Source organism: Lignipirellula cremea (genome assembly GCF_056501455.1).
The window spans coordinates 3,085,091-3,100,023 of the sequence record NZ_CM151415.1 but is presented as its reverse complement, the minus strand read 5'-3'; the positions used below and the strand labels follow the sequence as shown (position 1 = coordinate 3,100,023).

Genomic DNA, 14,933 nt, shown 5'->3' with positions numbered 1-14,933 from the left:
CATCCATCCCGTGTGCCATGGCTGGCTTGCCCAGCCGTGATAGCGCTTTGCGGGTTTCGGCACGGCTGGACAAGCCAGCCGTGGCACACAGGAACGCCTCCGCCGCAACGCGTCGATAGACGACGCGCTAAAGACTAACCAATCGCCAGGTCGTCTCGCGACACGGTCAATCGCACGGCGTCTCGCGGATCGATCAGGTTGGCCAGCGCTCCGCCGAAGCCGCCTTGCGCTTCTTCCTGTTCCGCGACCGCGCGGCGGAACTCGGTCAGCTTGTCGAGAAAGTCAGGCGGCAGATCGGAGAGCGCCTGCTCGACCGCGATCCGATCGGCCGAGTCGGCGTCGACGAGCGACCACTGGCCGAAGGCGTTGCGTTCCAGTTCCAGCGGCGAATCGAGCGCCACGCCGGCGTCGGCCAGCTTCCGTTCGAGCGTCGACCGGATCGACTCCCCCAACTCCTGAAGCCGCGCCGCCAGCGTCTCGGGCGAGGCTTCGGAGGAACCTGCTTCCGCTCCGACGCCCTCGCTTCCGCGTAGCGTCGCTTCGAACGCTGCGTTGGAGCCGGTAAGCTGAGCTAGCGGGGCGAACGCGGCAGCGAGCCCCTGCACGGCGGTCGTCGCCAGACTGTCGATCGCGAGCGGAAACATCGGCGGCCTCGGGAAGTCGATCGTTCGCTGTTCTTCGCGGACGCGTACGGCCCGTGCCCTATCGGCCCCTGCCCTATCGGTAAGGGGGCGCTCGAACTTGAAGCTCCTTCCGGAGAAGACGTGGCCGAACCGAAGCTTCTCGCCTGGGCCGCCGAGGCCGATCTCTTCTCCCGGCTGCGGCGCACGCGGACCGTCCATGCCCTGACGGCGGCGCTGAGGCGGAACTGGATGCAGGCGACGCTGCTCGCGCTGTCGGGCGCCTTCTTGTGGCTGCTGCTGTTCGCGCTCTTCGGCGAAGGCTTCCGCTTCCTGCGGCGGGTCATCCACGAAGAGTTGTCCAGGACGATGATCGTCCAGCTCATGTTCAACGTCTTCTTTCTGACGTTGTTCCTGATGCTGCTCATGTCGTCGGCGCTGATGACGTACGTGAGCCTCTACCGCAACGCGGAGGTCCGCTTCCTGCTGTCGCGGCCGGTCAGCGTCCGGCGGATCATTCTGCACAAGCTGACCGAGACGCTCTTCTTCAGCAACTGGGGCTTCTTCGTGCTCGCGGCGCCGCTGCTCCTGGCGTACGGGCTCGCCAACGGAGCGCCCGGGATCTACTACGCCGTCTTCCCGATCTTCATGCTGGCGTACGCGACGATTCCGGTCTGTCTGGGGGCGCTGACGTGCCTGGCGGTCGTGGCCTTCCTGCCCCGATTGCGGACGGCGACGTTCGTCGGCATCGGCGTCGCGGTCCTCGCTCTCTTCGTCTTCGGAGCCTGGTTCCTGCTGGGCGGCATCTCGCATGCCCTGCTCACCACGGAGTGGTTCCAGGAACTGATCCGGCGCTTGACGTTCGCGGAGCAGCGGCTGTTCCCCAGTTGGTGGCTCAGCGCTGGCCTGCTCGAAGCGGCGCATCTCGATCGCGACCGGACGCCGTGGGACGTGCTTGGCTACGCCGCGATCGTGACCACGACGGCGCTCGTCGCGCGGGAACTGACCGGGTTCGTCGGCGAACGGTGGTTCCGCAAGAGCGTCAGTCGACTCGACGGAATGGAGCTGCCGCGACGCCGCGCGGGCGCGGGGCTGTTCGACTCCCCGCTGCGCGGCATCTTCCGCTTTTTCCCGACGACGCTGCAAACGATGCTGATGAAGGATCTGACGCTGCTCAAGCGGGATCCGATTCAGTGGGCCCAGTTGCTGCTGTTCTTCGTGCTGATGGTGATTTATTTCGGCACGCTCCGCCGGTTCGACCTGGGGCTCAGCTTCGATCGCTGGCGGGTCATCCTGGGCTTTCTGAATCTGGCGGTGAACGGGCTCATCCTGTCGGCGTTCACGACCCGGTTCGTCTTCCCGCTCCTCAGCCTGGAGGGACGCTGCATCTGGATCCTGGGGACGCTGCCGATCAAACGCAGCAGCGTGCTCTGGTCGAAGTTCGCGTTCGCCTGCATCGGCACGCTGCCCGTTTCCGTCGGGCTGTCGCTGATCAACGACGCGACGCTCGGCGCGTTCGATCAGCCGCTGCTCGTGGCGTTGCGGTTCGTCACGTGCGTGATGATGGTGGTCGGCTTGTGCGCGCTGGCCGTAGGACTGGGGGCGAAGTTTCCCGACCTGAAGGAGCCCTCGCCCGCGAAGATCGCCAACGGCTTCGGCGGCACGATGAACCTCCTGGCGAGCGCGGCTTACCTGCTGGCGATCATCCTGGTGGTGGCCATCCCGAGCTGTTTCCTGGTCACCGGCGACGCGCTGACCGAGGTGCAGCTCGGCTGGTTCTGGAACGACTTCATCGGGCTCGGATCGATGCGTTCCGTCGCCATCGGCATGTCGATCGCCGTCGGACTGTTCGTTCTCGCGACGGTCGTTCCCATGCGGATCGGCATCCGCGCGTTCGAGCGACTGGAAGCGTAACGCACCGCGAAGGTCGATGTCGCTCGTGTGCCATGCTCACATCTCCGAAGGAAGGGTGGGCATGCAAAGCGCCGCGCGAACCTAACATGCCCACCCTGCTTCGCGATGTGGGCATGGCACACACGCCGCTGGAAGCGCAACGCTTCAGGAAGCGTCCTTCGGAGACGGGGCATCCGGCGCCGCCACGTTCGCCTGCCACACGCGATAGAGCCACGGATGCCGCCAGGGGGTCGCCCAGGGCTCGGTCGCGGAGAAGCAGGAAAGGGCGAACAGCAGCAGAACCGTCGCGACGCCAGTCGGGCGCTGCATCAGCTTCGCCGTCGGCTCGACCACGGCGATCAGCCAGAACGGAACGAGCCAGAAGGCCCACCGCAATCCGCTGGCGACGCCGCCGTAGTTGCGGTCCTCCAGCGGTCGCAGGATGTAAAAGCCGATGCAGACGATGGTGACGATCAGCGTCATCCACGCGACCGCGGTGCGCGGCCGACGCCAGTCGCGACGCAGGAGCAGCAACACGCCCGGGATCGCCAGCAGCCACATCGGCGTCAGCGAAAGGACCCCGTGGTGGCCGATCAGAACGTGAAAGGCGTACGCCGCGCGGGAAGGCTCGCCCAGGTCGACGCTGCTCTTGCGACCGTAGTACCAGTAGCTGCCGGGATAGTCGTACCAGTTCCCCCACTGTCGGACGTCGAGGCCGTCCTCCCGTTCGATGAGGGCCAGACGCGTCGCCGTCGCCGGATCCCACAGCACGAATCGTCCCGGTCGTTCGGAGCGTTCGACCGTCGTGCGCGGGGAAAACGTATAGCCCTGCTCCTTCATTTCGTCGCGAAAGTCTTTCGGTAGCTGACCCTGCTCGAAGCCGGAGCGATCGGCGGCGTACAGCATGATCAGCGGTCCGTCCTGCCGCATCGCGTAGGGGGGGCGAAGCTGGCCGTGCGCGACGTAGTTGGCGCCGAACGCCGCGACCGCCACGAGCGTCGCGCCCGGCACGTAAGCCAGCAGCGTCTTCGCCGGCGACCTCAGAAGCAGGTAGCCGCCCAGCAGGCAAGCGAACGACAACGCCGGCAGCTCGTTCGCCGCGGCATACCCCGCGAAGAGCCCCATCAGCAGGAAGCTTCCCCAGCCAGGCGTCGTTTCGTCCTCCCGTCGCAAGAGAAACGTCAGCGCGAGCCCCACCGCGATCGCCGCAGGGACATGGTTGTTCAGCGTCACCAGAAACGGCGACAGAAGCGTCCCGACGCCGGCGAACAGGACCAGCAGGCCGACCGTCCAGGGCGAACTCGCCTTACGCAGCACGTATCGCGAGAAGAGCCACAGCCCCAGTCCGAACGGCAGGATCTGCGTCAGCAGGAGGATGATCCGCGCGACCGTGAACGGAGACTCCGCGAACTGGATCCCCGTCGTCGCCTTGAGCGCGGCGTAAATAACCGCATGCGGCAGATAGGAAAGCACGGGCTTGCTGGAATAGTAATGCTCGCGACCGTCCCATCCTTTATGGCGAACCTTGTCGATCGTCTCCCATTCCAGGTCGTACTTCTCCCGCCGGACGGTGGCGCTCGGATCCTTGACCAGGACCGGATCGAGTTCGAACGTTCCGTGATCGACCAGCGCCCGGACCGCGGTCCAGCGACTCCGGTCGTTGGCGCTCTGGAACGGCGTTTCGCCCGACGGGCTCGACACGAAGAAGAGCCTTATGCAGGCCAGCAGGAGCGACGCCCCGATCGCGCACGCGACAAGCACGAGAGCCTGTCGCTGCCGCGCAAGGACGATGCCTTCGCCTGCCGCTTGCGGGGCGACTTCGCCGGACGCGTCGGCGGAAGGAAGTGAAGTCATGCCCGTCGATGTCGGCAGAAGAGAGAGTTACGAGTCGCGATCGACCCTAGTGCGTGTCGCACTCACGTGTAGCGTTCCCGGCGATCTGAATCGTCACGAAACCGGCGTTCAGACCGCTACAGTTTCGCGAGACGCGCTCTAGGGCGCCGGACGAAGCGGCTCGCTCTCGGGAATCAGTCGATCGATCACTCCCGCGCCGACCGCGTCGCCGTAGACGTTGACCGTCGTTCGGAGACGATCGAGGAACCAGTCGACCGCCAGGATCATGCCGATTCCGCTTGCAGGCAGACCGACGGCCGTCAGCACCATGACCAGCGTGACGAGACCCGCCTCCGGAATGCCGGCGGCGCCGATCGCGGCGAGCGAAGCGGTGATGAAGATGATCAGCAACGCAGCGAGCGACAGTTCGATGCCCAGGGACTGCGCGATGAAGATCGCCGCTACCGCTTCGTAAAGCGCGGTGCCGTTCATGTTCACCGTCGCTCCCAGCGGCAGAACGAAGCTGGCCGTCTTCTCGGTGACGCGGTTGTTCTCGATCACGCATTCCATCGTCACCGGCAGCGTGGCGTTCGAGCTCGACGTCGTGCAGGCGGTCAACAACGCTCGCGAAAGACCGGCGGTGTACGTGAACGGGTTGCGCCCGAAACATGCCATGACCACCATCAGCAGTGCGGCATGTGCCAGAAGGCCGACCGCGACCACCATCACGTACCAGCCGAGGCGCGACAACTCGCCGAGGAATTCGGCGCCGCCGCCGTTCCGCGCGATATTCGCCGCGACCAGGCCGAAGATTCCGATCGGCGCGAAGATCATCACCAGGTGGACCATCTTCATCACGGCCTCGTTGGCGCCGTTGAAGAACTTGATCACCGGCTCGCCGATCCGCCCCAGCGTCGTGAGCGCCCCGCCGAACACGATCGAAAAAATGATCAGGGCCAGAACGTTCGTATCCGACGCGGCGAGGAACAGGTTCGACGGAAACATGCCGCTGCCGGGTTCGCCCTCGCGACCGCGAAAGACATCGAGCAGGGTCGACACAGGCGTCGCCTCCTTCGCGCTCGCGATCTTCGCCGTTTCGTAGGTGAACGCGTCGTCCCCGCCTTCGCCCGGACGAACGGTGACCACGAGAATCACGCCGATGGCCACCGCCAGCGCCGTCGTGAGCAGATAGAACAGCAGCGAGTAGGCGCCGATCCGTCCGACGTTCCGGATATCGCCCAGCGAGGTGATGCCGACCGTCATGCTGGTCACGATCAGGGGCACGACCAACAGCTTCAAGACCTGCAGGAACAGGTCGCCCGCGAAGTCGACGAACTCGAACACCATCGCGGGAACGCCCGCCTCGCCGTTCGCCTGCATCGCCTGGGAACGCTCGGACAGTTTCTCGAGCCGGTCGATCTCCGCTTGCAGACGCTGGGCCTTGCCCCGTTCTTCGTCGCTGGCGGTTCGGCGCCGCTCCTGGGCCAGTTCCCGCTTCAGCGACGCTTCCCGCAGCAGATCGTCGACTTGCTCCCGACGCGCGACGATCGTATCGACGACGGCGTCCGTTCGCGAATCGGGGGGAAACGCAGTGGCGAGCTCATCGACTTCGCCCGTCACCGAGGCGGCCTGACCTTCGAGAGCCGCGGCCTCCGCCTCCAGCCTCGCGGCAGGAGATTTCTGGCGGAGCATCTCCTGCAACTCGGCGAGCTTGCGGTCGGGACCGCCCGAGGCGAGCCACATCGTCTGGCCGTATCCGATGCCGACCGCGACGCCCAGGCCGATGCCGATCAGGATGAACAGCAATCCGAATCGCTCGAAGAATCCGCGCCGGGGCGCAATCGCAGAGGCGTCGTCGTGCGCGGAAGCCATCGCTTCTCCGGAGGTCGGCAGGCGTCAGGTCGCGGCGGGCCGGAGGAGGAGCCCCGCGATGCGTCCCGATTGTAGCCGCCATCCGCCTACGTCGTCAGATTGGTCAGGTATCTGACCGCGCGGCGCAGCGCTTCGACGTCGCCGTCCGAATCCTGGCGGATCGTCAGCGGGCCCGCGTAGCCGAGCTCTTCCAGTCGTCCGATCAGCGCGGCGAAATCGACGCTGCCGCGACCGAGTTCGGTTTCATAACTTCGACCGGTCGCGCTGTCGCGGGATGCGTCGCGGGCGTGGACGTGAAAGATCCTGGGTCCGAGCAGATCGAGCGCCGATTCGACGGAGGCGCCGCTCAACAGCAGCCCGGCCGGGTCGAGGTTCACCCCCAGCCCCACCTCGGGCATCAGCGCCAGGGCTTCGCTCATTTTCGACGGCGCGAGACCGACCGTCGTCCCCGCGAGCGTTACGCCGCATCGCTGCCCATGAATGGCGAGGTCGGTGAGCGCGTCGCGAAGAGGACTCTGCGGATCGAGTAAAGTTTCCGGCTCCAGCTTGCCGAAATGATTGACGACCACGGACGATCCCAGGTCGTAGGCCAGGGTCATCGCCTTCTTGGTTCCGGCGACGCGGGCTTCGATCCGATCCGGGTCGTCGTAGCCGGACTTGGTGAAGAAGTCCGCCACGACGCGCAGGCCCGCATCGTCCAGCCATTTGCGAATCTGACGCACGCCCGTTCGAGAAAGCTCCTCCGCCGGAAGGTCGCGACGCAGGTCGAGTTCGACGTACGAGGCTCCCATCTGAGCCGCGGCGGCGAGCGCCTGCCGCATGGGGAGTCGCAGGTTCGGCAAGTGAAGACCGATCTTGAACGGAAGCACGTCGCGCTCTCTTGTGGGCTGCTGCAGAAGGCAGCAAGCTTGCGTTCGCCGCAAGGATGCGGCGACGAATGGGGAGTTTACGACCCGTTCGCGAGCCGTGAGGAACTTGTTTCCGAACCTGGCGAGTCTGCGAAACGCCCTGACGGCGTTTCGCAGGGCCCAGTCAGAGGGCATCGCGGCCTGGTCGCGAACGCAAATCGGAACGCTCGAGCGGTTCCGGAGTTCGGCCAGACTTCGCGAAGGCTACAGCGAGCGGCGACCCTACTGACGATCGCCGCGGCGCTCATTCTATCGGCGTCGACCGGGACGTGCAGCGAGTCCCCGACCGCGGAGACCGGCGCCGCCGAAGCTCGGGCCGACGAAACCCGCGCCCGCCGCGTCGCGTACCACTGTGGATTCGAGTCGCAGACCGACGTCGATTACGACCTCTGGCCTGACGATTGGACCCGCGTTCGCGACCGCCGCTATCCCTCCTACGTCGCGGCGCGCATTCAGCCCGAGCAGGGTCGCCAGCGCATCGGCGACCCCGCGCCGGCCGGCAATCGCGTCCTCCGGATGGAACTGGACGGCGCGAACGCTTCGATCATGAGTCCCTACATCCCGGTCCAGCGTTTTCAGACGTACGAACTGTCGCTGCGAGTCCGCGGCGCCTCGGCGTCCGACAAGGTCGTGACCGCCGCGCTCACGTTCTATGACGCCAATCGGCGATCGCTCGGCAGCCAGCGATCGATTCTCTATCCGCAGCCGAGCGAGGAATGGCGAACGCTGACCCTCCCGGACGTCGAGATCGAGGACTCGCAGACTCGCTTCGTCCGGGTGCATCTGACGACCGATTCGCTCGGGCGCTTCGCGGCGGGCGGATCGATCGACTTCGACGAAGTACGACTGGTCGAGTTTCCGCAGATCAAACTGGCCGCCGACCGGATTCCCGCCCTTTACGGTCCGGACGAGCGACCGAAGCTGACCTGCGCCGTCTCCGCGGACCGGCCCGCGATCGTCTGGGCGGACTTTCAGCTTTTCGACCGACACGGCGCGCTGGTCGACGAGCAGACGGTCGCTCTCACCGGCGAAGCGACGTTCGGCCCCGCGCCCGCGGCCGAAGCGGCTCCGAAGAGCGACGCCCATGCCCCGGAACAGGGCGACCATGCGGGGGCTGAGTCGGACTCTTCCGACCATCACGACGGCGAAGAAGGCGCTTCAGCGCACGGTTCTTCGGAGCATGGATCCGTAGAACACGGCGATTCGCACACGCATGTTGCACACGACGATCACTCAGGGGAAGGCGCCGCTCCCGCGCAGGCGGTGCTGCGTTCGATCGCGAGTTGGACGCCGGAGCTTCCGGGGCCGGGATACTACGAAGTGGTGGTGCGCTGCCGGGCGAGCGACCGCGATCCGGCGAACGTCCGGCCGTCGACGGAGGGGGACGTCACGTTCCAGCGTCGCGTCCGTTTCGTCTCGTTGCCGAAGATCGAACTGGCGCGAGGCGGTTCGTTCGGCTGGTCGTTCAGCGCGGTCCGACAGCCCCTGACCCCGCGGGCGATGGCTCAGCTCGCGCCTGAACTCGGCGTGCAGTGGATCCGACTGCCGGTCTGGTACGACCACGAGGATCAGGTCGCCGAAAACGAGATGGCCGATTTCCTCGAACGGCTGAGCGAACAGAGCGTGCAGTTCATCGGCGCGCTCGATCGACCTCCGTCGAGGTTCTGCACCGGCTTCGCGACGGACGAAGAAATTCCCATCGCCCGGGCGATTTCCGACCCCGCGCTCTGGCAGCCGGCCCTTTCGCCGATCCTGCCGCGGATGGCGCTCAAGATCCAGCGCTGGCAACTGGGCGCCGACGACGACCTGAGCCTGATCGGTTTTCCCGATCGTCAGCGGGCGATCGCCGACGTGCGGGCGGAGCTCGTGCGCTACAACCGTCAGGTCCAGATCGGCGTCGCCTGGAACTGGATCCACGAGCTCCCTCCCGACGTCGCGAACGAATTGCAGTTCATCTCCTTCCAGGCCGACCCGCCTTTAGCGGCTCACGAGTTGGACGCCTGCCTCGAAGCCAACGCGGGAAGCCGTTTCGGTACGGTCGTGCAGCTTCGTTTGCTGGACGCGGGAACCTACTCCGACGAGGCCCGCGCACGCGACCTGCTGGAACGGATGATTCAGACCCGGCGGCACGGGACGCTCGCCGCGCTGCTGCCCGAGCCGTTCTCTACGACCCGCGGCATCTTCACGGAGAGCGGCGAACCGACGCCGATGCTGCTGCCCTGGCGGACCGCGGCGTCGCAGCTCGGCGCGGCGCGACGTATCGGACAGTTGTCGCTTCGTTCGGAAGCGGTCAACCATGTCTTTCTGCGCGAGCACGACGCGCTCCTGATCGCCTGGAGCGACCAACCGACGCAGGAGACGCTCTACCTGGGCGATCGGCCGTCCGCGGTCGATCTCTGGGGGAACCCCGTTCCGCTGGAGGCCGTCGGCGAGGAGCATGTCCTGCCGATCGGTCCGGTTCCGATTTTCGTGAGCGGTCTGCACCCCGAGATCGCCGCCTGGCGGGCGAAGTTCCGCCTGCTGCAGCGCGACCTGGAAAGCGTGCCGAGCAAGCCGCAGAAGCTGCTCTGGGAAGGCGAGAACGCCTTCGCTCAGGGCGTCAGCGGGGCGATGCGGGTCGATGCGCCCGGGCTCTTCTCCGGCGCCGCGATGTCGCCGACGTTCCGTCTCGGGCCGGGCGAAGCGACGCAGGGCGAACTGACGTTCAGCCTCGGTCCGCAGGCCAACGGCGGCCTGCAGACGGTCCGCATCGACTTCGACGTCTCCGCCGATCGACCCTACAAGTTCTCGACCTACGAGAAGGTTTACGTCGGGCTGAAGGACGTGCGAATCGACCTTCGTTCCGGCATCGACGCGATGGGGGCGCTGCTCGTCGAGCAGGAGTTCGTCAACCTCGGACAGACGCCGCTCAGCTTCGACTTCTACCTCTACGCGCCCGACCGCAAGCGGAAACGGCTGCAGTTGCGCGAGGTCGGTCCCGGGTCCTACAAGCTGGAGTACGTCTTTCCCGACGGCGAAGACCTGATCGGGAAGGAACTCTGGCTCAGGGCGGAGGCGACCGACGGCCTCCGGGTCCTGAATCATCGCTTCACGCCGCAGCGCGAAGAAGAATAGCCGGCTGCCTACTTCGTGTACCGCACGGTCGACGTGCCGAGCTTCCCGTTCAGGCGGAACGGCGCGGCGTCGTAGTAGTCGAGCGCGACGGGCGAACCGAGATCGCTGCCGAAGTCGAGGCAATCGTTCGCCGTGAACGCGATGGCCGCGGTCATGGGGACGACGCCCGAGGCGTAGGGCTCTCCGTCGACCTTGATCGTCACTTCCAGCGGACTGGCCGGCTTCGGCGATTGCAGCTTCGATTCGATCTCGATGACGTGCTTGCCCGCCGCGAGCTTCTTCTCGCCCGCGATCCGCGTCCGATTCATCAGGAACAGGTTGTATTCGTAGTTCAGCCGCCCCTCCTTCAACCAGCACGACAGGCCGCCTGAGAACGCCCCGAGCGAATAGAGCACGCCGTCGGCGTTCTCCGGCAGTTCGGCCTGGATCGTGACGACATTGTTCCGATTGCCTAGCTTCGGCGCCGCGAACTCGGGCATGCGGTCGATGGAGCCCGTGAACGTCCAGTCCTTGTAGGGCGTGGAGGGTAAGTCCTCCGGATGATAGACCATCGTCCACAGCCCGCCGCCGATCGGCAGGTTGAGATTCTTCGCCGACTCGATCAGGAACAGGTTCTTCATCTCGGCCAGCTTCTCCGGCATCTTCGCCGAGAGATCATCCGCCTGACTCCAGTCCTTGTTCAGGTCGTAAAGCTCCCAGACGTCGTTCTCGGGCGACCATTCGGCGATGCCCTTCGGCGCTCCGGGGAGCCACGGCGTCCGCGGGCCGAACGTGCAGGCGTACCAGCCGTCGTGGTAGACGCCGCGGCTGCCCATGATGTCGAAGAACTGCGTCTTGCGATGATCCTCCGCCGCGGCGTCGGCGAACGAATAGGCCATGCTGACGCCGTCGAACGGGATCTGCGGAACGCCGTTCACCTCCGCGGGCGGCGTGATTCCTACGACCTCGTAGATCGTCGGCGCGACGTCGATCACATGGTGGAACTGCGCCCGCGGTTTCGCGTCGGGCGCGATCTTCTTCGGCCAGGAGACGGCCATCGGCTGACGGGTTCCGCCGAAGTGGGCGGCGACCAGCTTGGTCGATCGATAGGGCGTGCTCCCCGCCCAGGCCCAGCCGGCGTGGTACATGTTGTCGGTCTTCGGAGAGCCGAGCACGTCCAGACCGCCGAGCCCGTCGAGCGCCTTGATCTGCTGGGGGATCGTCGTCGGGATGCCGTTCTGCGCCAGCAGTTCGCTGATCGTGCCGTTCTGCCCCTCGGCGGACGATCCGTTGTCGCCCCAGATGTAGAAAATCAGCGTGTTGTCGAGTTTCCCCTGACGTTCGATCTCGGCGATGACGCGTCCCGCATTCCGGTCGGCGTGCTCGGTGAAGCCGGCGAAGATCTCCATCAGTCGCGTCTGGAATTCGCGCTCGTCTTCCGGAATGGAATCCCATCCGGCCAGCGACTCGTCGCGCGGCGTCAGCTTCGCGTCCTGCGGGATCCAGCCCAGTTCCTTCTGCCGTGCGAAGGCCCGCTCGCGATAGGCGTCCCAGCCGTCGTCGAACTTGCCGGAGTAACGATCGGCCCATTCCTTCATGATCTGATGCGGCCCGTGCGAGGCTCCGGGCGCCCAGTACATGAAGAAGGGCTTGTCCGGCGCGAACGACTGCTGCTCGCGCAACCAGTGAATCGCGTCCTCGGCGATGTCCTCCGTCAGGTGGTAGCCTTCTTTGTGCGGCCTCTCGACGGGGCTCGTGTTGCGAACGAGATTCGGTTCGTACTGCGACGCCTCGCCGGCCAGAAACCCGTAGAAATAATCGAACCCGTATCCGGACGGCCAGTAGTGAAAGGGCCCCTTCGACGTCGTCTGCTCCGCGGGCGTGTTGTGCCACTTCCCCCAGGCGGCGGTCGAATAGCCGTAGTTCTTCAACGTCTCGGCCACCGGCGCGGCGGACTTCGGAATCGTGCCGCTGAAGCCGTCCCAGTCGTTCGCGAACTCGCAGATCTGCCCGTTGCCGACGCGAGTATGATTCCGCCCCGTCAGCAGCGCCGCCCGGGTCGGCGAACACATCGCCGTGGAATGAAACCGGTTGAACGAGATTCCGGACCGGGCCACCCGGCTGAGCGTGGGCGTCTGGATCTCTCCGCCGTAGGTCGACGGCGTCGCGGGTCCGACGTCGTCGATCAGGATGATCAGGACGTTCGGCGCGTCGGGCGCCAGACGCTGCGGTTGGACCCGTCGCTTGTAGGTCGAATCCTGAATAGTCAGCCCCGCCGTCGAAGCCGAAGGCGTCGGCGGAAACGGCAGGACCTCCTGAGCGAACGCGGATGAAGCGGCCGCCAGCAGCGCCAGCGAAAACAGGATCCCCCGCAGCGACGACATACGACGTTTCCTCGAAGTGACGCCGGCGCACTCAGACTGGCTTCGCGGATTCTCAGGCCGCGACGGAACCGCAGCAAGGGATTTCCCCTCAGGATTTTTACGTCCTTCACGCGCTCGTCCGTTTAACCGTCGCCCCCGGCAGGGTGGGGTTCGCAACGAGGGGTTCGCAGCGAGGGGTTCTACGGGCGTCGGGCGCCATCTCGTAGAATGCGCCCTTTCGTCTCGACCCCTGCGCGATCGATTCATGCCGCAGCGCAAGATCCTCGTCACCGCGGCTCTGCCGTACGCCAACGGCCCGATTCACGTCGGCCATCTGGTGGAGTACATCCAGACCGACATCTGGGTCCGTTTTCAGAAGCTGCGCGGTCACCGCTGCATCTTTCTCTGTGCCGACGATACCCACGGCACGGCGATCATGATGAGCGCGAAGAAGGCCGGCATCTCGGAGCAGGCCTGGATCGACCGGATGCGGGAGGAGCACGTTCGCGACTTCGCCGCCGTCGGCGTCGAGTTCGATAACTACGGCAGCACCCACAGCGACGAGAACCGCGAACTTTGCGGACGGTTCTGGAAGGCGCTGCGCGACGCCGACCTGATTCAGTCGAAGCAGGTCGACCAGTTATTCGATCCGGAGGCGGGGATCTTCCTGGCCGACCGGTTCGTCCGCGGGACGTGCCCCAACTGCAAGACCGCGGACCAGTACGGCGACTCCTGCGATCGGTGCGGCGCGACCTATTCCGCCGCCGAGCTGATCGACCCGGTCAGCGTCTATTCCGGCGCGACGCCGGTGATGCGCTCCGCCGAGCATGCGCTTGTCCGGATCGAGAAGCTGCACGACTTTCTCGACGACTGGACGCAGACCGGAAATCGGCTCCAGCCCGAAGTCGCTAACTACCTCAAGAGCCAGTTCCTCGACAAGGAACTGAAGGACTGGGACGTCTCGCGGCCCGCGCCTTACTGGGGCTTCGAGATTCCCGACATGCCGGGGAACTACTGGTTCGTCTGGTTCGACGCGCCGATCGGATACGTCGCCTCGACGCACCAGTGGTGCAAGCGAAACGGCGAATCGCTCGACGACTGGTGGCTCTCCCCCGACGTCGAGATCCATCACTTCATCGGCAAGGACATCGCCTACTTCCACACGCTCTTCTGGCCCAGCATGCTCAAGACGGCGGGATTCACCCTGCCGGCGAAGGTTCACGTCCACGGCTTCCTGACCGTCAACGGTCGGAAGATGTCGAAGCGGGACGGCACGTTCATCAAGGCGGCGACGTATTCGAAGCACTTCCCGGCCGCCTGCCTGCGGTACTACTTCGCGTCGCGGCTGGGACCGGGGCTCGATAACCTCGATCTGTCGATCGACGAGTTTCTGGCCAAGACCAACGGCGATCTCGTCGGGAAGGTCGTGAACCTCGCCAGTCGCACGGCCAAGTTCGCCGAAGCGACGGGCCTCTCGAAGGAGTACCCGGAAGACGGCGGACTCTTCGCGAACGGCGCCGTCCAGGGGGCCTCGATCGCGGAGTCGTACGAGAACTGCGACTACGCCCGCGCGACGCGGCTGATCATGGAACTGGCCGATCGGGCCAACGAATACGTGGAGAGCGCGGCGCCCTGGACGCTGAAGAAGGATCCGGCTCAGGCGCAGCGCCTGCAGGACGTCTGCACCGTCGCGCTGAACCTGTTCCGCCAGATCGCGACCTACCTCGGCCCCGTCCTGCCGGAGCTGAAATCGCAAACCGATCGACTGCTGACGGTTCCGGCGACGACGTGGGAGGACGTTTATCGCCCACTCGCCGGCACGCCGGTTGCACGTTTCGAGCACATGATGAAGCGGATCGAAGCCAAGGACTTCGAAGCGATGATCGAAGAAAGCAAGGAAGAGAACGCCTCGGCAGAGGCTGCGACCGGCGCGCCCGCGGCGGCGGCAGCGACCGCTTCGCCCGCTGCGGCGCCGGCCTCGTCGGATGACGACGGACCGCTCAAGGCGGAACCGCTGGCCGAAACCTGTTCGATCGAGGATTTCGGCAAGGTCGATCTGCGGATCGCCCGGGTGATCGCCGCCGAACCGGTCGCCGAGGCGGACAAGCTCCTGCGTTTGACGCTCAGTCTGGGCGGAGACGAACGCCGGAATGTGTTCGCCGGCATCAAGAAGGCCTACGATGCCGAAGCGCTGGTGGGGCGCCTGGTGGTGATGGTCGCCAACCTTGCGCCGCGAAAAATGCGCTTCGGAATTTCCGAAGGGATGGTCGTCGCCTCAGGTCCGGGCGGCGAAGAGGTCTTCCTCCTCTCGCCCGACGACGGAGCGAAGCCAGGACAGCGCGTTCACTGAC

The 14,933-nt window shown here is 65.7% G+C and carries 8 protein-coding genes; 3 read left to right on the top strand and 5 right to left on the bottom strand.

What is annotated here, in order from left to right; translation table 11 throughout:
• Positions 1 to 134: 134 nt before the first annotated feature.
• The gene (locus SH602x_RS12180; RefSeq protein WP_479477044.1) at positions 135 to 644 is read right to left on the bottom strand and encodes a hypothetical protein; all 510 of its coding nucleotides are present in this window, start codon (positions 642 to 644) and stop codon (positions 135 to 137) included.
• Between the two features lie 120 nt (positions 645 to 764).
• Between SH602x_RS12180 and SH602x_RS12175 the strand changes: the two genes are divergently transcribed.
• Entirely contained in the window at positions 765 to 2,534 is a 1,770-nt protein-coding gene (locus SH602x_RS12175; RefSeq protein ID WP_479477043.1) for a putative ABC transporter permease subunit, read from the top strand.
• Between the two features lie 144 nt (positions 2,535 to 2,678).
• Here SH602x_RS12175 and SH602x_RS12170 read toward each other — a convergent pair whose 3' ends face one another.
• From SH602x_RS12170 to SH602x_RS12160, 3 genes are all read right to left on the bottom strand, one after another.
• Positions 2,679 to 4,367, bottom strand: coding sequence for a hypothetical protein (locus SH602x_RS12170; RefSeq protein WP_479477042.1), 1,689 nt, complete (start codon positions 4,365 to 4,367; stop codon positions 2,679 to 2,681).
• A gap of 138 nt (positions 4,368 to 4,505) precedes the next feature.
• Entirely contained in the window at positions 4,506 to 6,218 is a 1,713-nt protein-coding gene (locus SH602x_RS12165) for a cation:dicarboxylate symporter family transporter (protein WP_479477041.1), read from the bottom strand.
• An 86-nt stretch (positions 6,219 to 6,304) separates the two neighbouring features.
• Entirely contained in the window at positions 6,305 to 7,087 is a 783-nt protein-coding gene (locus SH602x_RS12160) for a sugar phosphate isomerase/epimerase family protein (protein WP_479477040.1), read from the bottom strand.
• A gap of 39 nt (positions 7,088 to 7,126) precedes the next feature.
• On the opposite strand from SH602x_RS12160, the gene SH602x_RS12155 reads away from it, so the two are divergent.
• Positions 7,127 to 10,240, top strand: a complete 3,114-nt coding sequence (locus tag SH602x_RS12155; RefSeq protein ID WP_479477039.1) for a hypothetical protein — start codon at positions 7,127 to 7,129, stop codon at positions 10,238 to 10,240.
• An 8-nt stretch (positions 10,241 to 10,248) separates the two neighbouring features.
• Here SH602x_RS12155 and SH602x_RS12150 read toward each other — a convergent pair whose 3' ends face one another.
• Positions 10,249 to 12,603, bottom strand: a complete 2,355-nt coding sequence (locus tag SH602x_RS12150; protein ID WP_479477038.1) for an arylsulfatase — start codon at positions 12,601 to 12,603, stop codon at positions 10,249 to 10,251.
• Positions 12,604 to 12,847: 244 nt separating this feature from the next.
• On the opposite strand from SH602x_RS12150, the gene metG reads away from it, so the two are divergent.
• Positions 12,848 to 14,932, top strand: a complete 2,085-nt coding sequence (gene metG / locus SH602x_RS12145; RefSeq protein ID WP_479477037.1) for a methionine--tRNA ligase — start codon at positions 12,848 to 12,850, stop codon at positions 14,930 to 14,932.
• Position 14,933: the final 1 nt, after the last annotated feature.

Bases quoted from the DNA above. Each gene is read 5' to 3' on its own strand.
- SH602x_RS12170 (WP_479477042.1), bottom strand. From the start codon at position 4,367: ATGACTTCACTTCCTTCCGCCGACGCGTCCGGCGAAGTCGCCCCGCAA.
- SH602x_RS12150 (WP_479477038.1), bottom strand. From the start codon at position 12,603: ATGTCGTCGCTGCGGGGGATCCTGTTTTCGCTGGCGCTGCTGGCGGCC.
- SH602x_RS12165 (WP_479477041.1), bottom strand. From the start codon at position 6,218: ATGGCTTCCGCGCACGACGACGCCTCTGCGATTGCGCCCCGGCGCGGA.
- SH602x_RS12180 (WP_479477044.1), bottom strand. From the start codon at position 644: ATGTTTCCGCTCGCGATCGACAGTCTGGCGACGACCGCCGTGCAGGGG.
- metG (WP_479477037.1), top strand. From the start codon at position 12,848: ATGCCGCAGCGCAAGATCCTCGTCACCGCGGCTCTGCCGTACGCCAAC.